This window comes from Brevundimonas sp. KH_060 (assembly GCF_057838275.1).
Window position 1 is genome coordinate 2,285,196 of record NZ_CM174463.1, and the last position, 15,827, is coordinate 2,301,022.

A 15,827-nucleotide genomic window follows, 5' to 3' on the forward strand; every position below is an offset into this window, starting at 1 on the left:
GCCTAAGCTTAATCCGCGACAGACAGAAGACGGCTTGCCGGTTTTCCACCGCCGGGCCACGCTGTGATTCATGACCAGCGTTATCGAAACGAGCGGCCTGACCAAGACCTATGGCGCGGTGCGCGCCCTGGACGGCCTCAGTCTCAGCATACCGCGCGGGGGGGTCTATGGCGTGCTGGGGCCGAACGGCGCGGGCAAGTCGACCCTGTTCCGCATCCTGCTGGGCCTGATCCGGCCCACGGCGGGCGAGGTGCGGGTGATGGGCCAGCACACCGGCGATCCCGCCGTGACCCGGCGCATGGGCTCGATGATCGAGACGCCGCGCTATCCGCCCTATCTGACCGCGCGCCAGGCCTTGCGTTGGCTGGCGCTGGCGCATGGAATGGGCGCTGACGCAGAGACCGATCGCTGGCTGGATCGCGTCGGTCTGACCGAGGCGGCGGATCGCAAGGTGCGCGGCTTCTCGGTCGGCATGATGCAGCGGCTGGGCGTCGCCGCCGCCCTGATGACCCGGCCCGATCTGGTCATCCTCGATGAACCGACCAGCGGCATGGACCCGCCCGGCATCCAGGAAATGCGCGCCCTGATCCGCAGTCTGGCGGACGACGACGGCGTGACCATCATCCTGGCCAGCCACCAGTTGCTGGAGGTCCAGCGCGTCTGCGACCGCGTGGCCATTCTGAACCGGGGCAAGCTGGCGGCCGAGGGCAAGGTCAGCGACCTGACCGCCTCGGGCGAGCGCCTGCGCCTGTCGGCCACGCCCCTGGCCAAGGTCATGGCCGTGCTGGGCGAGCGTGGCAGCGTTCAGGACGACGCCGTCATGGCCGCCGTGCCCCGCGCCGAGGCCCCCGCCCTGCTGCGCGCCCTGATCGAACAGGGCGTCGACATCGACGAGGCCCGCTGGGTCGGCGCCGATCTGGAAAGCGTCTTCATGACCGAAACCTCTTCGCCTGCAGGAGGCCGCGCATGATGCTGGCCGACGCCATCCGTTCCGAAACCTGGCGCCTGCTGCAGAACCGCACGGCCCTGCTATGGAGCATCCTCTTCGTGCCGATCGCCGGACTGGCGGCGAGCATCGGGACCAATCTGTTCATCGACGACAAGATGTCCGCCGTCAGCGATCGCTTGCCGTCCCAGCTACGCCTGGAGCGAGGAACCCTCGACCTGGGTCAGGCCCTGCTTGAGGCGGCCGGAACCTTGGCCAACCCCGCCGTTCTGGCTTTCCTGCTGATCGGCGCGGCGACCGTCTTCGCCACCGATTACCGCTGGGAGACCTGGCGGCTGATCACCGCGCGCAACAGCCGCCCGAACCTGATCATGGGCAAGGCCGGCGCGATGAAGCTGATGGTCCTGGCCGGGCTAGCCTTCATGCTGGGCTCCGCCTTCATCGCCGCCCTCGCCAAGGGCCTGATCTTCGACAATCGGTTCGTCTTCCACTTCAGCGCGGAAGCGGCCAAGAGCTTCGGCCTGCTGCTCTTGCTAGCCTATGTCCGTGTGGTGCAGTTTCTGTTGCTGGCCCTGCTGGCGGCGACGGTCACGCGCTCCCTGGTCGCCGCGCTCTTCATTCCCCTGGTGGTCGGCGTGGCGCAAAGCTTCCTCGCCAAGGCCAGCCTCTTCGCCGGCTGGCAGATAGGCGACTGGCCCACCATGCTGCTGTTTCCCGGCGAAGCCTATGAAGTGCTCAAGACCCTGATCCAGGGCGGGATGACCGCCGCCATCCTGCCCGCAGGCGCCGGCTGGCGCGCCGTGACGGGACTGGCGCTGTGGAGCTTCGCGCCCTTCTTCCTGGCGCTGTGGTGGTTCCAGCGGCAGGATCTGTCGAAGGAATAGGGCCGGATCAGCCCAGCGCCTTCTCCATGAAGACGTCAGCGCGGACATAGGGCGTCTCGCGTGGCGGCAGACGGACGAAGCCGAAGCTGTCATAGAGCGCCAGCGCCGGGCCGAGCGTCGAGCTGGTCTCAAGATAGAGACGCGGCGCGCCCGCTTCGCGCGCGGCCGCTTCACAGACCTCCAGCAGGCGCCGCGACAGGCCGTAGCTCCGCGCGGCGGGCGCAATCGTCATCTTGGCGACCTCGAACCCGGCGTCATCCATAGCCATCAGGGCGCAGCAGCCTACAACTTCGCCCTCCCGCTCGATGAAGAAGATGCGGCCGCCCGAAGCCAGGATCTGCCCCTGCGGATCGTCCAGCACCTTGCGGTCCTTGGCTTCAATGTCGAAACCGCCCTCCGCCAGCCAGGCCTCATTCAACGCGCGCCAGGTCGAACGGTCCGTCGCCGACGCCGGATCGAATGCCCGCACCATACTGGTCGTCATGCCCCGTTCCGTCCCGTTTCGAGCTTCGTCTTCAGGGCGTTCAGATCGGGCAGAAACCACACGGACCGGCCTCGATTGCATTCCCTCACATAGTCGGCCAACGCCGCGGACCCGGCCGCCTCGGTGCTGATATCGCCGATGATCGCCAGGCCGACGCGATAATTGACGAACTTCTGCGTGGTCTCCCCCGCCAACCGACTGCGAAGATGCAAAAAGTCCTCGCCCAGACGCGATACCGGCATGGCCAGCCAATCTGCGTTCGCTTCAAAAGCCAGCGACAGAAAGTCATTGATGTCGGCCGTCTGCGCCAGTTGAGCGCCGTCCGGCCCGCACACGACCACGACGTGGTCGTTCCAAGTCTCCACGCGGATCATCGAACGATCCCTTCAGCAGTTTGCGAAAAAAGGGCGGCTGGATTGCTCCAACCGCCCTTCAATCTTGGTCAGACCGAGAGGTCCGATCAGGCCTCGTCGTCGCCCTCGATGGCGAAGACCGGACCGGAGTCCAGGCCCTTGGCGGCCACGTCGCGATCGACAAACTCGATCACGGCCATCGCGGCGTTGTCGCCGTGACGGAAGCCCGCCTTCATGATGCGGATGTAGCCGCCGTTACGCTCGGCGTAACGAGGAGCCAGCGTGTCGAACAGCTTGCCGACTTGCGGCACGTCGCGAACGGCGCTGATGGCCTGACGACGAGCGTGCAGGTCGCCCTTCTTGGCGAGGGTGACCAGCTTCTCGACGAAGGGACGCAGTTCCTTCGCCTTCGGCAGGGTGGTCGTGATCTGCTCGTGCTTGATCAGCGAGGCGGCCATGTTGGCGAACATGGCCTGGCGGTGGCTGACCGTACGGCCGAGCTTACGATAGGCGGCGCCGTGGCGCATCGGGGTCTCTCCTACTCAACCCTGGTTTCCCGTCCCTACTTGGCGGACGAGACCTGGGGCCTCTCATTCTAACCGCCCCAACCGATCCAACGGACCTGGGCGGAGGGTTGATGATCAGATCTGGTCGTCGAACTTCTTGGCCAGATCTTCGATGTTTTCCGGCGGCCAGTTCGGCACATCCATGCCGAGGCTCAGTCCCATGGACGCCAGAACTTCCTTGATTTCGTTCAGCGACTTGCGGCCGAAGTTCGGGGTGCGAAGCATTTCGCCCTCGGTCTTCTGGATCAGGTCACCGATGTAGACGATGTTGTCGTTCTTCAGGCAGTTCGCCGAACGGACCGACAGCTCCAGCTCGTCCACCTTCTTCAGCAGCGACGGGTTGAAGGGCAGTTCGGGCTTGCCGTCCGACTGCTCGACAGCCTTGGTCGGCTCATCGAAGGTGATGAAGATCTGCAGCTGGTCTTGCAGGATGCGCGCAGCGTAAGCCACCGCGTCAACCGGCGAGACCGCGCCGTTGGTTTCGACTTCCAGGATCAGCTTGTCGTAGTCCAGCGACTGGCCCTGACGGGTCGGCTCGACGCGATAGGCGACGCGCTTAACCGGCGAATACAGGGCGTCGACGGCGATCAGGCCGATCGGAGCGTCTTCCGGACGGTTCAGTTCGGCGGCGACGTAGCCCTTGCCGTTCTGGACCGTCAGTTCCATGCGGACCGACGCGCCGTCATCCAGGGTGCAGATCACGTGATCCGGGTTCAGCACCTCGATGTCGGCCGGCAGGTCGATCTGAGCCGCGGTCACCGGGCCGGGGCCCGTGGCGCGCAGCGTCATCCGCTTCGGACCTTCTGCGTGCATACGCAGGGCCAGTTGCTTGATGTTCAGAACGATGTCGACGACGTCCTCGCGAACGCCTTCCAGCGACGAGAACTCGTGCACCACGCCGTCGATCTGAATGGCCGTGACCGCCGCGCCTTGAAGCGAAGACAGCAGAACGCGACGAAGCGCGTTGCCGAGCGTCACACCGAAACCGCGCTCGAGAGGCTCGGCGATCAGACGCGCCTTATGCTGCGGGTCAGACCCGCCCTCGACTTGCGGTTTCTCGGGACGGATCAGCTCTTGCCAGTTTCTTTCGATCATAAAGTCCCTCGAACGGGTTTCGACGGCTCCGTGTTCTCACGTTCAGAACAACAGGAGCCGCCGGGAGAAGGGGTAGGCGGCGTGAACCTTAGACGCGACGGCGCTTCGGCGGACGGCAGCCGTTGTGCGGCATCGGCGTCACGTCACGGATGGTCGTGATCGTCATACCGACGGCCTGCAGGGCGCGCAGGGCCGACTCACGGCCCGAACCCGGACCCGAGACGTTCACTTCCAGCGTCTTGACGCCGTGCTCGGCGGCCTTCTTGCCAGCGTCTTCCGCAGCCATCTGAGCGGCGTACGGCGTCGACTTGCGCGAGCCCTTAAAGCCCATGTGGCCGGCCGACGACCAGGAAATCGCGTTCCCTTGAGCGTCGGTGATGGTCACCATGGTGTTGTTGAACGAAGCGTTCACGTGGGCGACGCCCGAGGTGATGTTCTTGCGTTCGCGGCGCTTAACGCGACCCGGTTCCTTAGCCATCGGTCAGGCCTCTCTCTTACTTCTTCTTGCCGGCGATCGGCTTGGCCGGACCCTTGCGGGTGCGAGCGTTGGTGTGAGTGCGCTGGCCGCGGACCGGCAGGCCCTTACGGTGACGCAGGCCCCGGTAGCAGGCCAGGTCCATCAGGCGCTTGATGTTCATCGACGTCTCGCGGCGCAGGTCGCCTTCGACGGTGAAGTCGCGGTCGATGGTCTCGCGGATCTGCAGGATCTCCGCGTCGGTCAGCTGGTTCACGCGGCGAGCCGGCTCGATGCCGATCTTGGCCGTGATCTCCTTGGCGTTGTGCGCGCCAATGCCGTGAATGTACTGAAGCGCGATTTCAACGCGCTTGTTCGTCGGAATGTTGACGCCTGCGATACGGGCCACGAAATTCTCCAAGTACGCGTTAATTCAGACGCAGAAACCGCTCCGGTCAACAGACCTGGAACGTGTACGCCCTTCGCGGAAGGCCGCCCTTATACAGGGGATTCCCGATGCGTCAACGGGCAAGCGCCGTGAGCAGGCTGGCTCAGGGCCATTCGACCCCCACCCGGACCTCTCGACCATCAATCGGCGCTCCGTTCTGCGTCGGAGGACGAAAGCGGAAATAACGCGAAGCTGCAAGAGCCGCCTGGCCGAATCCCATTCCCGGCGGCGATTCGTCCACCAGACGGCAATCGCTCAGGGTGGTGTCGAGACGAACGCGGCAGGCCAGGGTCGCCTGGCCGCCTCGCCGCTGACGGAAGGCCTCGCGGGGATGCAGCGCCCGCAGTTCGCCCACCGTGGGCCCGCGAATGATGCGCGGCGGCCCATCACCCACGCCGGGACCAACGTCCGAGCCGCTACCGCCCCCGCTGCCGGTCCCCTGCCCGCCCTGCCCCTGACCAGGCGTCGGGCCAGGTTCTGGGGCAACGCCGATCACCAGCGGCTGCTCGAGGGCAGGACGCGGCGGCGGTGTGACTTCCGGCTTGGGCGGCTCAGGACGTGGGCGCGCGGGACGCACGACCGACGGCGCGGCCGGCTCCCCGCCCCCCTGTGACGATGCAGGCTCTGGCGGCGGCGGAGGCGGCGGTGCGATCGGCTCAGGACGGACCAGATCGACAATGATGAGCGGCGGCGGCGCAATGAAGGGCGCCTCGGGCCGCCCTACGCCCAAAAGCACAAAGGCGCCGAGGTGCAGAAGGGCCACAAGCCCCGCCGCGCCCCAGCGCCATTGCTTCATTCGTTTCGGCCGCAACCGTCTCTCCCGCACAGGTTTCCGAACGCTAACGCTTCAGAAGCGGAGGAGATCAGACCGCGTGTCGGCTCAGGCGTCCAGCGCCGCATCGATGGCGGCGGCCACGGCGGCGATATCGCCCATGCCGTCGACCTCAGTCAGCTTGCCCTGATCTGCATAGTAGGGAAGCAGCGGCGCAGTCTGGCGGTTGTACACGGCCAGACGGTCCTTGAAGGTCTCAGGGTTGTCGTCCGCCCGGCCCTGCTCGGCGAAGCGCTTGCCGATACGGTCGGTCAGGGCGGCGTCGTCCACCTTCAGACGGATGACGCTGTCGATCTTGGCGCCGCACTTGGCCAGCATGAGGTCCAGGGCTTCAGCCTGGGCCACCGTGCGGGGGAAACCGTCGAAGATGGCGCCGCCGGCGGCCTCGGCCTCCGGCAGGCGAGCTTCGATCAGAGCGATGACGATCTCGTCGGTGACGAGGTCGCCGCGCGCCAGCACGTCCTTGACCTTCAGCCCCAGCTCCGAGCCGGAAGCGATAGCCGCGCGCAGCATGTCACCAGTCGAGAGCTGGACCATGCCCCGCTCTTCGACCAGCCGCTTGGCCTGGGTGCCCTTGCCGGCCGCAGGCGGCCCGAACAGGATCAGGTTCATTTTATATTCCGGGCTCCCCTACCCGATCAGCGACGGACAGGAGCGGAACCGCCCCGGCCACGGCCGCGCAACTTGGCCTTCTTGATCAGCCCTTCATACTGGTGCGCCAGCAGGTGCGACTGGATCTGGGCGACAGTGTCCATCGTCACCGAGACCACGATCAAGATAGACGTTCCGCCAAAGTACAGGCTGTTGCCCAGGCTGCTGACCAGGAACTCCGGCAGCAGACAGACGGCGGTGATGTAGGCGGCGCCGATCACCGTCAGACGCGTCAGGACATAGTCCAGATACTCGGCCGTGCGCTTGCCCGGACGGATGCCCGGCAGGAAGCCGCCGTACTTGCGCAGGTTCTCGGCCGTGTCCTCGGGGTTGAAGGTGATCGAGGTGTAGAAGAAGCAGAAGAAGACGATCAGGACGGCGTACAGGATCATGAACACCGGCTGGCCATGGGTCAGCTGTGCCGTCACCAGGGGCAGCCAGCTCATCCAGTCCGGCAGGTTCGCATTGGCGGTGAACTGGGCCACCGTCGTCGGCAGCATCAGCAGCGACGAGGCGAAGATGGCCGGGATCACGCCCGCGGTGTTGACCTTCAGCGGCAGGAAGCTGCGCTCGCCGCCGGTCATGCGGTTGCCTTCCTGGCGCTTCGGATACTGGATCAGAAGACGGCGCTGGGCGCGCTCCATGAAGACGATGAAGACGATGACCGCCACCGCCATGATGGTGATGAACAGCAAGGTGAAGGCCGACATCTGACCCTGCTCGGCCAGGCCCAGCATGCGCGCCACCGTCGACGGCAGAACCGCCACGATGCCCGCGAAGATGATCAGGGAGATGCCGTTGCCGACGCCGCGCGCCGTCACCTGCTCACCCAGCCACATCAGGAACATGGTGCCGCCGGTCAGAACGGTGACCGTCGAAATGATGAAGAACAGACCCGGCTGATCGATCAGGCCCGGCTGGGCGTTCAGGCCCACGGCGATGCCGAAGGACTGGGCCAGGGCCAGGAACACCGTCAGATAGCGGGTGTACTGGTTCAGTTGCTTGCGGCCCGACTCGCCGCCTTCCTTCTTCAGCTTCTCCCACGGCGGATACACCGCGCCCATCAGCTGGACGATGATCGACGCCGAGATGTAGGGCATGACGTTCAGCGCGAACACGGCCATGCGCTCGACCGCGCCGCCCGAGAACATGTTGAACATGTCCAGGATGCCGCGTTGGCCATCCGGGTTCTGGAAGAAGGCCAGGAAGGCCTCGCCGTTGATCCCAGGGATCGGAACATAGGTGCCGATCCGGTAGACCAGCAGCGCGCCCAGCGTGAACAGCAGGCGCTTGTGCAGCTCGGTCGCTTTCGCGAACGAGCCCATGTTCATATTGGCAGCAAGTTGTTCAGCGGCCGAAGCCATCAGGCGGTCCCCACGACTATGCCCGTCGTCAGATAGGCGGAAAGCGGCGCTCTTGCGAGGGCCGCTTTCGGAAAATCGTCATCCCGGTCCGGACGATCCCGGCGGAGACGCGAAAGCCGCGCCCCGACGGGATGACGATATCGGATTTTAGGCCTTGGCGGCGGTGCGCTTGGCGCGAGCCGAGATCTTGTTGGCGTCGCCCTTCGGAGCCTTGGGTTCCGGCGCCTTGCCGCGAGCGGCGTTGCGCTTCTCGAGGCGAGCCGCAGCCTTGGCTTCGGCTTCGATGCGCTGCTGGGTGACCGAGCCGCCGGCGGCTTCGATCGCCTTGATGGCGCCCGACGAGGCCGACCACACGACCAGGTTCAGCTTGGCCTTCAGTTCGCCTTCGCCCAGGACGCGCACGCCGTCCTTGACGCGACGGATCACGCCAGCGGCGACCAGGGCCGCGCCGTTGATCTCGGCCTTGGCGTCCAGCTTGCCGGCCTCGATGGCCTCTTGCAGGCGCCACAGGTTGACTTCCGCCAGCTTCGGCGCGTTCGGCACGTTGAAGCCGCGCTTCGGCATACGCATGTACAGCGGCATCTGGCCGCCTTCGAAGCCGCCGATAGCGACGCCCGAACGCGACTTCTGACCCTTGACGCCGCGACCGGCGGTCTTGCCCTTGCCCGAGCCCGGGCCGCGGCCGACGCGCATACGCTTCTTGGCGGCGCCCTCGTTGTCACGAATTTCGTTCAGCTTCATTGCCTGATCCTTTCGGGTTCTAGCGCCAGGTCCGCCAGGCAGTCCTGACTCGGCGTTGGATAAATTGAAGGGCCGCTGATTAAGCGACCCGCGTCAGCATCGCAAGATGCTTCCTTCATAAAGCGAAACGCCCTCCCCCGCGAATGGGAGAGGGCGAACCGTCTTACTTCTCGACCACTTCCACCATGTGGGCGACCTTGGCGATCATCCCACGGACGGAGGGGGTGTCTTCCAGGGTCGACTCACGGCCGATCTGGTTGAGACCCAGGCCCACCAGGGTGGCGCGCTGATCCGACTTGCGGCGGATCGGGCTCGCCGTCTGACGGACGGTCACAGTCTTGTTTTCGGTCTTGGCCATCTATCAGCCCTCCACGGCTTCCGGCGCCGAGGCGCCGTCATTGCGGCGGCCCATCAGGTCGGACACCTTCTTGCCCCGCTTGGAGGCGATCTGGCGCGGCGACGACTGAACCTTCAGAGCTTCGAAGGTGGCGCGGATCATGTTGTAGGGGTTCGAAGAGCCGGTCGACTTGCCCACGACGTCCTGGACGCCGAGGGTTTCGAGGACCGCACGCATCGGACCACCCGCGATGACGCCCGTGCCCGGAGGGGCAGCGCGCATCATGATCTTGCCGGCGCCCCAACGGCCCGAGCCGTCGTGGTGCAGGGTGCGGTTCTCGCGCAGCGGAACCTTGATCATGGTCTTCTTGGCTTCTTCGGTCGCCTTACGGATGGCTTCCGGCACTTCGCGCGCCTTGCCGTGACCGAAGCCGACGCGGCCTTTGCCGTCGCCGACGACCATCAGGGCCGCGAACGAGAACCGGCGGCCGCCTTTGACGGTGGCGGCGACGCGGTTGATGTGCACCAGCTTCTCGATGATGTCCGAATCCGGACCTTCAACGGGAGCGTTGCGGTTGTCGCGACGGTTGCGATCGCCGCCGCCGCGTTGGGGTTCACGAGCCATGCTTGCCGTTCCCTTAGAAGTTCAGACCGGCTTCGCGCGCGGCTTCCGCCAGCGCCTTGACCCGGCCGTGATAGATGTAGCCGCCACGGTCGAAGACGACGTCCGTGACGCCCTTCTCGATGGCGCGCTCGGCGATCAGCTTGCCAATCTTGGCGGCGGCTGCGACGTCCGAACCCTTGGAACCCTTGCCGCCTTCCAGCGACGAGGCGGAAGCCACCGTGATGCCCTGGGCATCGTCGATGATCTGAGCCGAGATGTTCTTGTCCGAACGGAAGACCGACAGACGCAGACGACCATTGGCCACCGCCTTGAGGCGACGACGGGTGCGCTCGGCGCGACGCTTGGCTTGTTGTTGAAGAGAGAGAGCCATGACTTACTTCTTCTTGCCTTCCTTGCGCCGGACGAACTCGCCCTGGTAGCGCACGCCCTTGCCCTTATAGGGTTCCGGCGGACGCATCTTGCGGATGACGGCGGCGATTTCGCCCACAGCCTGCTTGTCGTTGCCCGAGATCTTGATCTCGGTCTGCTTCGGCACGGCGAAGGTGATGCCTTCCGGCGGAACGATGTCCACGTCGTGCGAGAAGCCGAGCTGCAGCGAGAGATCCTTGCCCTTCAGGGCGGCGCGGTAACCGACGCCGACCAGTTCCAGGGTCTTCTCGAAGCCGTCGGTCACACCGGTCACCATGTTGGCGACCAGCGTGCGCGACAGACCCCACATGGCGCGAGCGCGCTGGGTGTCCGAACGCGGGGTCAGCGACAGTTCGTCGCCTTCCTGCGTGACTTCGATCTCTTCGGCGACGGTCCAAGAGCGTTCGCCCTTGGGACCCTTCACAGTGACGGCCTGGCCGTTGAGCGTGACAGTCACGCCCTTCGGCACAGCGATGGTTTTCTTGCCGATACGAGACATATCAGTAGACCCTGCAGAGGACTTCGCCGCCGACGTTAGCGTCGCGGGCGGCGGCGTCGGACATGACGCCCTTCGAAGTCGAAAGGATCGAGATGCCGAGGCCGTTCTTGATCGGCTTCAGATCGCTGATAGCCGAATAGACGCGGCGGCCGGGCTTCGACACGCGGGCGATCTCGGCGATTACCGGCTGGCCGTCGAAGTATTTCAGCTCGATCTCGAACTGCGGAAACTCACCGGGGTTTTGAACCAGCGAGTAGCCGCGGATGTAGCCTTCGTCCTGCAGCACGTCGAGGACGCGCTGACGCAGACGGGAAGCCGGGGTGAGCACCGACGAACGCTTGCGGGTGGCCGCGTTCTTGATGCGAGCGATCATGTCGCTCAGGGGATCGTTGATCATCATATCTGTTCGCTCCCCTTACCAGCTCGACTTCGTCAGGCCGGGAATCTGACCCATGTTGCCCAGCTCACGCAGGGCCACACGGCTCATCTTGAGCTTGCGGTAGTAAGCCCGCGGACGGCCGGTCACTTCGCAACGGTTGCGAATGCGGGTCGGTGCGGAGTTACGCGGCAGGGCAGCCAGCTTCAGGCGCGCGTCAAAGCGCTCCTCCAGCGGCAGGCTCTCGTCGTTGGCGGTCGCCTTCAGGGCTTCCCGCTTCGCGGCATACTTCGCAACCAGGGCCTTGACGGCTTCGTTGCGGTTTACGGCGCTTTTCTTAGCCATTGTTCTCTTCCCTTCCCGATCAGTTCACGAACGGGAACTTGAACTCGGTGAGGAGAGCCTTGGCTTCCTCATCGGTCTTGGCCGTGGTGCAGACAACGATGTCCATGCCCCACATCTGGTCGATCTGGTCGTAGTTGATCTCCGGGAACACGATGTGCTCCTTCAGACCCGTGGCGTAGTTGCCGCGACCGTCGAACGAAGTGCCCTTCAGGCCCCGGAAGTCCTTCACGCGCGGCAGAGCGATCGTGATGAAACGGTCCAGGAACTCGTACATCTGGGCGCCGCGCAGCGTGACCTTGCCGCCGATGACCATGCCTTCGCGCAGCTTGAAGCCAGCGATGGAGTTACGAGCCTTGGTCGGCACAGCCTTCTGGCCGGCGATGGCCGTCAGATCCTTGAGGGCCGCGTTGGCCTTCTTGGAGTCGGCGACAGCTTCACCGATACCCATGTTCAGGACGATCTTGTCCAGCTTGGGGATCTGCATCTCGTTCGAGTAGCCGAACTTTTCCTTCAGGACGCCGCGGATGCGGTCCTGATATTCGGCCTTGAGGCGCGGCGTGTACTTGGTGTCGGCCATCAGATGACGTCTCCCGTCGACTTGGCGAAGCGGACCTTCTTGTCCCCCTCGACCTTGAAGCCCACGCGGGTCGCCTTGCCGTTGGCGTCGGCGATCGCGACGTTCGACAGGTGAAGCGAGGCTTCCTTGTGCTTGATGCCGCCTTGCGGGTCAGCCTGGGTCGGGCGCGTGTGGCGCTGAACCATGTTGACGCCTTGCACGACGACGCGGTTTTCGGTCGGCAGGACCTGGATCACCTTGCCGGTGCGGCCCTTGTCCTTGCCGGTCAGGACGACGACGTTGTCGCCCTTCTTGATCTTGGCGGCCATGGTTACAGAACCTCCGGAGCCAGCGAGATGATCTTCATGTGGTTCTTGGCGCGCAGCTCGCGCGGAACCGGGCCGAAGATACGGGTGCCGACAGGCTCGTTCTGCTTGTTGACGATGACGGCGGCCGACTTGTCAAAACGAATGACCGAGCCGTCCTTGCGCTGGATGTCCTTAGCGGTGCGCACGACGATGGCGCGAACGACGTCGCCCTTCTTCACGCGGCCGCGCGGAATCGCTTCCTTCACCGAGGCGACAATGGTGTCGCCCACCGAGGCGTAGCGGCGCTTGGAGCCGCCCAACACCTTGATGCACATGACCCGGCGAGCGCCCGAATTATCGGCGACCTCCAGGTTAGTTTGCATCTGGATCATGGGATCCGATCCTTCTTCTTACGAAGCCGAGGCCGGGGAAATGATTTCCCAGCGCTTCAGCTTGGACTTGGGGGCGCATTCGATGATGCGCGCGATATCGCCGACTTTGAGAGCGTTAGCTTCATCGTGGGCGTGGTAGTTCTTGGACTTGCGGACCGTCTTGCGGAGCAGCGGGTGCAGCAGGGTGCGCTCGACCTTCACGACGACGGTCTTGTCGCCCTTGTCGGAGACGACCACGCCTTCAAGAATGCGTTTGGGCATCGGTGTTTCCTTACGAGGCCGCACGCTTCTCGCGCAGAAGCGTCGAGATGCGAGCGATGTCCTTGCGCACTTCCGAGACCCGGTGGGTCTTTTCCATCTGGCCGGTGGCGGCCTGGAAGCGCAGGTTGAACTGTTCCTTCTTGAGCTTCAGCAGCTCGTCGGACAGCTGGTCGACGGTTTGCGACCGGAGATCGGCGATCTTGGTCATTAGGCGGCTTGCTCCGTAACGATGCCGGCGTCCAGGCGAGTGACCACCTTGGTGCGGATCGGCAGCTTGGCGGCGCCGAGGCGCAGCGCTTCACGAGCCACGTCGTCCGGCACGCCGTCGATTTCGAACATGATGCGGCCCGGGGCCACGCGAGCGGCCCAGTGGTCCACCGCACCCTTGCCCTTACCCATCCGCACTTCGGCCGGCTTGCCGGAGACCGGCACGTCGGGGAAGATACGGATCCAGACGCGGCCCTGACGCTTCATCTGACGGGTGATCGCGCGGCGAGCCGCTTCGATCTGACGCGCCGTGATGCGCTCCGGCTCGACGGCCTTCAGACCGTAGGAGCCGAAGTTCAGCGAGAAACCACCCTTGGACGAGCCGTGGATGCGGCCCTTGAAGGCCTTGCGGTACTTGGTCTTTTTCGGTTGCAACATGGCCTATCAGCCCTCACGACCACGGCGCGGACCGCGATCACCGCGGGGGCCGCGCTCACGGCCTTCGTTGGACGACGGACCCGAGGCTTCCTGGGCCCAGCGCTTGTCCTGGGCCATCGGGTCGTGCTCGAGCACTTCACCCTTAAACACCCAGACCTTCACGCCAATGATGCCGTAGGTCGTCTTGGCTTCATAGAAGCCGTAGTCGATGTCGGCGCGCAGCGTGTGAAGCGGCACGCGACCTTCGCGGTACCATTCCATACGAGCGATTTCGGCGCCGCCCAGACGGCCCGAGACGTTGATGCGGACGCCCTTGGCGCCCAGGCGCATGGCCGACTGCATCGAACGCTTCATGGCGCGGCGGAACGCGATACGGCGTTCCAGCTGCTGAGCGATGTTCTCGGCGATCAGCTGAGCGTCGGTCTCCGGCTTGCGGACCTCGACGATGTTCAGGTGAACTTCGCCTTCGGTGCGGGCCGAGATGTCCTTGCGGAGCTTCTCGATGTCAGCGCCCTTCTTGCCGATCACGACACCCGGACGGGCGGCGTAGATCGTCACGCGGCACTTCTTGTGGGGGCGCTCGATGATGATGCGCGACACGCCGGCGGCCGACAGGCGTTCCTTCAGCCACGTGCGCAGCTTCAGGTCCTGATGGAGCAGTTTGGCGTAGTCAGCGCCGCCGGCGAACCAGCGGCTGTCCCACGTGCGGTTCACGCCGAGGCGCAGACCGATCGGATTGATTTTCTGTCCCATCAGGCAGCCTCGCCGGCTTCACGGACCACGATCGTGATCTCGCTAAAGGGTTTCAGGATGCGCGAGGAGCGACCGCGAGCGCGGCTCGCGAAACGCTTCATCACCAGGTTCTTGCCCACGAAGGCCTCGGCGACAACCAGGTTGTCGATGTCGAGGTTGTGGTTGTTCTCGGCGTTCGAGATCGCCGAGTACAGAACCTTGCGGACATCGCCAGCGATGCGCTTGTGGCTGAATTCCAGCTCGTTCAGCGCCTTCTGGACCGGCAGACCGCGGATCGACGCGGCCACCAGGTTCAGCTTCTGCGGGCTGATGCGGACGTTGACCAGCTTGGCGCGGGCCTCGGTCGCTTCAACGCGACGGGGGTTCTTGGTCTGGGCCATGGATTACTTCCTCTTGGCCTTCTTGTCCGCCGCGTGGCCCGGGAAGTTCCGGGTCGGGGCGAACTCGCCGAACTTCATGCCGACCATTTCTTCGGAGACCGACACCGGCACATGCTTCTGGCCGTTGTGGACGCCGAACGTCAGACCGACGAACTGCGGCAGGATGGTGGAGCGGCGCGACCACGTCTTGATCACGTCCTTGCGGCCCGACGATTGAGCGGCGTCGGCCTTCTTGAGCAGATACCCGTCGACAAACGGGCCTTTCCAGGAGGAGCGGGCCATTCTTAGCGAGCCTTCTTCACGTGACGGCTACGGATGATGAACTTGTCCGTGGCCTTGTTCTTGCGGGTACGGGTGCCCTTGGTGTCCTTGCCCCACGGCGTAACCGGGGTGCGACCACCAGAGGTCCGGCCTTCACCACCACCATGCGGGTGGTCGATCGGGTTCATGGCGACGCCGCGGACGTGCGGACGCCAGCCCATGTGACGCTTGCGGCCCGCCTTACCCAGGTTCTGGTTCATGTGCTCGGGGTTCGACACGGCGCCGACCACGGCCATGCAGCCGTCCAGGACCATGCGAAGCTCGCCCGAGCCCAGACGGATCTGAGCGTAGCCCTGGTCGCGACCGACCAGTTGAGCGTAGGCGCCGGCCGAACGGGCCAGCTGAGCGCCCTTGCCCGGCTTCATTTCCACGTTGTGGATGATGGTGCCGACGGGGATCGAGCGCAGCGGCATGGCGTTGCCCGGCTTCACGTCGACCTTCTCACCCGCGACGATGGTGTCGCCGGCGTGAAGGCGCTGAGGCGCGATGATGTAGGTCTTCTCGCCGTCCGGGTAGACAACCAGGGCGATGAAGGCGGTGCGGTTGGGGTCGTATTCCAGACGCTCGACCGTGCCGACCACGTCGAACTTGCGACGCTTGAAGTCGATCTTGCGGTACAGCTTCTTGGCGCCGCCGCCGCGGAAGCGGACAGCGATGCGACCGCCCTGACCACGACCGCCCGACTTGGTCAGGCCTTCGGTCAGCGACTTCTCCGGGCGGCCTTTGTGCAGCTCGGAACGGTCGACCAGCACCAGGGCGCGGCGGCCCGGCGACGTCGGATTGTAATGCTTCAGAGCCATCTTC

28 protein-coding genes are annotated in these 15,827 nt (G+C 64.9%); 2 read left to right on the top strand and 26 right to left on the bottom strand.

Features of this window, described 5'->3' with window-relative positions:
- Positions 1-70 precede the first annotated feature (70 nt).
- Both AC3IPP_RS11270 and AC3IPP_RS11275 read left to right on the top strand, forming a co-directional pair.
- Positions 71-970: an ABC transporter ATP-binding protein gene (locus AC3IPP_RS11270; protein ID WP_087139517.1), complete on the top strand. Its 900-nt coding sequence runs from the start codon at positions 71-73 to the stop codon at positions 968-970.
- On the top strand, positions 967-1,830 hold the full coding sequence (locus AC3IPP_RS11275) for a hypothetical protein (protein WP_489149072.1): 864 nt from the start codon (positions 967-969) through the stop codon (positions 1,828-1,830). The genes AC3IPP_RS11270 and AC3IPP_RS11275 overlap by 4 nt, the downstream gene beginning before the upstream one ends.
- A gap of 7 nt (positions 1,831-1,837) precedes the next feature.
- On the opposite strand, the gene AC3IPP_RS11280 is transcribed toward AC3IPP_RS11275, so the two are convergent.
- From AC3IPP_RS11280 to rplB, 26 genes are all read right to left on the bottom strand, one after another.
- Positions 1,838-2,314: a GNAT family N-acetyltransferase gene (locus AC3IPP_RS11280; RefSeq protein WP_489149073.1), complete on the bottom strand. Its 477-nt coding sequence runs from the start codon at positions 2,312-2,314 to the stop codon at positions 1,838-1,840.
- Complete coding sequence (locus tag AC3IPP_RS11285; protein WP_489149074.1) at positions 2,311-2,688, bottom strand: DUF4180 domain-containing protein; 378 nt, start codon at positions 2,686-2,688, stop codon at positions 2,311-2,313. The genes AC3IPP_RS11280 and AC3IPP_RS11285 overlap by 4 nt, the downstream gene beginning before the upstream one ends.
- A gap of 86 nt (positions 2,689-2,774) precedes the next feature.
- Positions 2,775-3,194, bottom strand: a complete 420-nt coding sequence (gene rplQ / locus AC3IPP_RS11290; RefSeq protein WP_087139521.1) for a 50S ribosomal protein L17 — start codon at positions 3,192-3,194, stop codon at positions 2,775-2,777.
- Positions 3,195-3,308: 114 nt separating this feature from the next.
- Positions 3,309-4,328 (bottom strand): DNA-directed RNA polymerase subunit alpha, encoded by a 1,020-nt coding sequence (locus AC3IPP_RS11295; protein ID WP_003164391.1) that lies wholly within the window; start codon positions 4,326-4,328, stop codon positions 3,309-3,311.
- A gap of 88 nt (positions 4,329-4,416) precedes the next feature.
- Positions 4,417-4,806 carry a 30S ribosomal protein S11 gene (gene rpsK / locus AC3IPP_RS11300; RefSeq protein WP_003164390.1) on the bottom strand — a complete coding sequence of 130 codons (390 nt, stop codon included), beginning with the start codon at positions 4,804-4,806 and terminating at the stop codon, positions 4,417-4,419.
- Positions 4,807-4,822: 16 nt separating this feature from the next.
- Complete coding sequence (gene rpsM, locus AC3IPP_RS11305) at positions 4,823-5,191, bottom strand: 30S ribosomal protein S13 (RefSeq protein WP_025978145.1); 369 nt, start codon at positions 5,189-5,191, stop codon at positions 4,823-4,825.
- A gap of 142 nt (positions 5,192-5,333) precedes the next feature.
- Positions 5,334-6,041 carry an energy transducer TonB gene (locus AC3IPP_RS11310; protein ID WP_489149075.1) on the bottom strand — a complete coding sequence of 236 codons (708 nt, stop codon included), beginning with the start codon at positions 6,039-6,041 and terminating at the stop codon, positions 5,334-5,336.
- Between the two features lie 69 nt (positions 6,042-6,110).
- Complete coding sequence (locus AC3IPP_RS11315; protein ID WP_087139523.1) at positions 6,111-6,674, bottom strand: adenylate kinase; 564 nt, start codon at positions 6,672-6,674, stop codon at positions 6,111-6,113.
- A gap of 26 nt (positions 6,675-6,700) precedes the next feature.
- Positions 6,701-8,077, bottom strand: a complete 1,377-nt coding sequence (secY, locus tag AC3IPP_RS11320) for a preprotein translocase subunit SecY (RefSeq protein ID WP_489149076.1) — start codon at positions 8,075-8,077, stop codon at positions 6,701-6,703.
- Positions 8,078-8,224: 147 nt separating this feature from the next.
- Positions 8,225-8,818, bottom strand: coding sequence for a 50S ribosomal protein L15 (rplO, locus tag AC3IPP_RS11325; protein WP_087139524.1), 594 nt, complete (start codon positions 8,816-8,818; stop codon positions 8,225-8,227).
- Between the two features lie 163 nt (positions 8,819-8,981).
- Complete coding sequence (rpmD, locus tag AC3IPP_RS11330) at positions 8,982-9,176, bottom strand: 50S ribosomal protein L30 (RefSeq protein WP_003164384.1); 195 nt, start codon at positions 9,174-9,176, stop codon at positions 8,982-8,984.
- Positions 9,177-9,179: 3 nt separating this feature from the next.
- Positions 9,180-9,779 (bottom strand): 30S ribosomal protein S5, encoded by a 600-nt coding sequence (rpsE, locus tag AC3IPP_RS11335; RefSeq protein ID WP_003164383.1) that lies wholly within the window; start codon positions 9,777-9,779, stop codon positions 9,180-9,182.
- Positions 9,780-9,792: 13 nt separating this feature from the next.
- On the bottom strand, positions 9,793-10,149 hold the full coding sequence (gene rplR, locus AC3IPP_RS11340; RefSeq protein WP_003164382.1) for a 50S ribosomal protein L18: 357 nt from the start codon (positions 10,147-10,149) through the stop codon (positions 9,793-9,795).
- A 3-nt stretch (positions 10,150-10,152) separates the two neighbouring features.
- Positions 10,153-10,686, bottom strand: a complete 534-nt coding sequence (gene rplF / locus AC3IPP_RS11345) for a 50S ribosomal protein L6 (protein WP_087139525.1) — start codon at positions 10,684-10,686, stop codon at positions 10,153-10,155.
- Between the two features lies 1 nt (position 10,687).
- Positions 10,688-11,086 carry a 30S ribosomal protein S8 gene (rpsH, locus tag AC3IPP_RS11350; protein WP_087139526.1) on the bottom strand — a complete coding sequence of 133 codons (399 nt, stop codon included), beginning with the start codon at positions 11,084-11,086 and terminating at the stop codon, positions 10,688-10,690.
- 15 nt (positions 11,087-11,101) lie between these two features.
- A complete protein-coding gene (gene rpsN / locus AC3IPP_RS11355; RefSeq protein ID WP_003164381.1) occupies positions 11,102-11,407 on the bottom strand; it encodes a 30S ribosomal protein S14 in 306 nt (101 codons plus the stop codon).
- Positions 11,408-11,426: 19 nt separating this feature from the next.
- A complete protein-coding gene (gene rplE, locus AC3IPP_RS11360; protein ID WP_087139527.1) occupies positions 11,427-11,984 on the bottom strand; it encodes a 50S ribosomal protein L5 in 558 nt (185 codons plus the stop codon).
- Positions 11,984-12,292: a 50S ribosomal protein L24 gene (gene rplX / locus AC3IPP_RS11365; RefSeq protein WP_087139528.1), complete on the bottom strand. Its 309-nt coding sequence runs from the start codon at positions 12,290-12,292 to the stop codon at positions 11,984-11,986. The genes rplE and rplX overlap by 1 nt, the downstream gene beginning before the upstream one ends.
- Positions 12,293-12,294: 2 nt before the next feature.
- Complete coding sequence (gene rplN / locus AC3IPP_RS11370) at positions 12,295-12,663, bottom strand: 50S ribosomal protein L14 (protein WP_021698481.1); 369 nt, start codon at positions 12,661-12,663, stop codon at positions 12,295-12,297.
- Positions 12,664-12,681: 18 nt separating this feature from the next.
- The gene (gene rpsQ, locus AC3IPP_RS11375) at positions 12,682-12,924 is read right to left on the bottom strand and encodes a 30S ribosomal protein S17 (RefSeq protein WP_087139529.1); all 243 of its coding nucleotides are present in this window, start codon (positions 12,922-12,924) and stop codon (positions 12,682-12,684) included.
- Positions 12,925-12,934: 10 nt separating this feature from the next.
- The gene (rpmC, locus tag AC3IPP_RS11380) at positions 12,935-13,132 is read right to left on the bottom strand and encodes a 50S ribosomal protein L29 (protein ID WP_003164376.1); all 198 of its coding nucleotides are present in this window, start codon (positions 13,130-13,132) and stop codon (positions 12,935-12,937) included.
- Positions 13,132-13,569 (bottom strand): 50S ribosomal protein L16, encoded by a 438-nt coding sequence (rplP, locus tag AC3IPP_RS11385; protein WP_003164375.1) that lies wholly within the window; start codon positions 13,567-13,569, stop codon positions 13,132-13,134. The genes rpmC and rplP overlap by 1 nt, the downstream gene beginning before the upstream one ends.
- Positions 13,570-13,575: 6 nt before the next feature.
- Positions 13,576-14,322: a 30S ribosomal protein S3 gene (rpsC, locus tag AC3IPP_RS11390; RefSeq protein WP_003164374.1), complete on the bottom strand. Its 747-nt coding sequence runs from the start codon at positions 14,320-14,322 to the stop codon at positions 13,576-13,578.
- Entirely contained in the window at positions 14,322-14,702 is a 381-nt protein-coding gene (rplV, locus tag AC3IPP_RS11395; RefSeq protein ID WP_003164373.1) for a 50S ribosomal protein L22, read from the bottom strand. Before rplV ends, rpsC begins: the two co-directional genes overlap by 1 nt.
- Positions 14,703-14,705: 3 nt before the next feature.
- The gene (gene rpsS, locus AC3IPP_RS11400; protein ID WP_003164372.1) at positions 14,706-14,984 is read right to left on the bottom strand and encodes a 30S ribosomal protein S19; all 279 of its coding nucleotides are present in this window, start codon (positions 14,982-14,984) and stop codon (positions 14,706-14,708) included.
- Positions 14,985-14,986: 2 nt separating this feature from the next.
- Entirely contained in the window at positions 14,987-15,823 is an 837-nt protein-coding gene (gene rplB, locus AC3IPP_RS11405; RefSeq protein WP_003164371.1) for a 50S ribosomal protein L2, read from the bottom strand.
- Positions 15,824-15,827: the final 4 nt, after the last annotated feature.

Coding starts and splice junctions, on each gene's coding strand:
- AC3IPP_RS11270 (WP_087139517.1), top strand. CDS start 71: ATGACCAGCGTTATCGAAACGAGCGGCCTGACCAAGACCTATGGCGCG.
- AC3IPP_RS11275 (WP_489149072.1), top strand. CDS start 967: ATGATGCTGGCCGACGCCATCCGTTCCGAAACCTGGCGCCTGCTGCAG.
- AC3IPP_RS11280 (WP_489149073.1), bottom strand. CDS start 2,314: ATGACGACCAGTATGGTGCGGGCATTCGATCCGGCGTCGGCGACGGAC.
- AC3IPP_RS11285 (WP_489149074.1), bottom strand. CDS start 2,688: ATGATCCGCGTGGAGACTTGGAACGACCACGTCGTGGTCGTGTGCGGG.
- rplQ (WP_087139521.1), bottom strand. CDS start 3,194: ATGCGCCACGGCGCCGCCTATCGTAAGCTCGGCCGTACGGTCAGCCAC.
- AC3IPP_RS11295 (WP_003164391.1), bottom strand. CDS start 4,328: ATGATCGAAAGAAACTGGCAAGAGCTGATCCGTCCCGAGAAACCGCAA.
- rpsK (WP_003164390.1), bottom strand. CDS start 4,806: ATGGCTAAGGAACCGGGTCGCGTTAAGCGCCGCGAACGCAAGAACATC.
- AC3IPP_RS11315 (WP_087139523.1), bottom strand. CDS start 6,674: ATGAACCTGATCCTGTTCGGGCCGCCTGCGGCCGGCAAGGGCACCCAG.
- secY (WP_489149076.1), bottom strand. CDS start 8,077: ATGGCTTCGGCCGCTGAACAACTTGCTGCCAATATGAACATGGGCTCG.
- rplO (WP_087139524.1), bottom strand. CDS start 8,818: ATGAAGCTGAACGAAATTCGTGACAACGAGGGCGCCGCCAAGAAGCGT.
- rpmD (WP_003164384.1), bottom strand. CDS start 9,176: ATGGCCAAGACCGAAAACAAGACTGTGACCGTCCGTCAGACGGCGAGC.
- rpsE (WP_003164383.1), bottom strand. CDS start 9,779: ATGGCTCGTGAACCCCAACGCGGCGGCGGCGATCGCAACCGTCGCGAC.
- rplR (WP_003164382.1), bottom strand. CDS start 10,149: ATGGCTCTCTCTCTTCAACAACAAGCCAAGCGTCGCGCCGAGCGCACC.
- rplF (WP_087139525.1), bottom strand. CDS start 10,686: ATGTCTCGTATCGGCAAGAAAACCATCGCTGTGCCGAAGGGCGTGACT.
- rpsH (WP_087139526.1), bottom strand. CDS start 11,086: ATGATGATCAACGATCCCCTGAGCGACATGATCGCTCGCATCAAGAAC.
- rpsN (WP_003164381.1), bottom strand. CDS start 11,407: ATGGCTAAGAAAAGCGCCGTAAACCGCAACGAAGCCGTCAAGGCCCTG.
- rplE (WP_087139527.1), bottom strand. CDS start 11,984: ATGGCCGACACCAAGTACACGCCGCGCCTCAAGGCCGAATATCAGGAC.
- rplX (WP_087139528.1), bottom strand. CDS start 12,292: ATGGCCGCCAAGATCAAGAAGGGCGACAACGTCGTCGTCCTGACCGGC.
- rplN (WP_021698481.1), bottom strand. CDS start 12,663: ATGATCCAGATGCAAACTAACCTGGAGGTCGCCGATAATTCGGGCGCT.
- rpsQ (WP_087139529.1), bottom strand. CDS start 12,924: ATGCCCAAACGCATTCTTGAAGGCGTGGTCGTCTCCGACAAGGGCGAC.
- rpmC (WP_003164376.1), bottom strand. CDS start 13,132: ATGACCAAGATCGCCGATCTCCGGTCGCAAACCGTCGACCAGCTGTCC.
- rplP (WP_003164375.1), bottom strand. CDS start 13,569: ATGTTGCAACCGAAAAAGACCAAGTACCGCAAGGCCTTCAAGGGCCGC.
- rpsC (WP_003164374.1), bottom strand. CDS start 14,322: ATGGGACAGAAAATCAATCCGATCGGTCTGCGCCTCGGCGTGAACCGC.
- rplV (WP_003164373.1), bottom strand. CDS start 14,702: ATGGCCCAGACCAAGAACCCCCGTCGCGTTGAAGCGACCGAGGCCCGC.
- rpsS (WP_003164372.1), bottom strand. CDS start 14,984: ATGGCCCGCTCCTCCTGGAAAGGCCCGTTTGTCGACGGGTATCTGCTC.
- rplB (WP_003164371.1), bottom strand. CDS start 15,823: ATGGCTCTGAAGCATTACAATCCGACGTCGCCGGGCCGCCGCGCCCTG.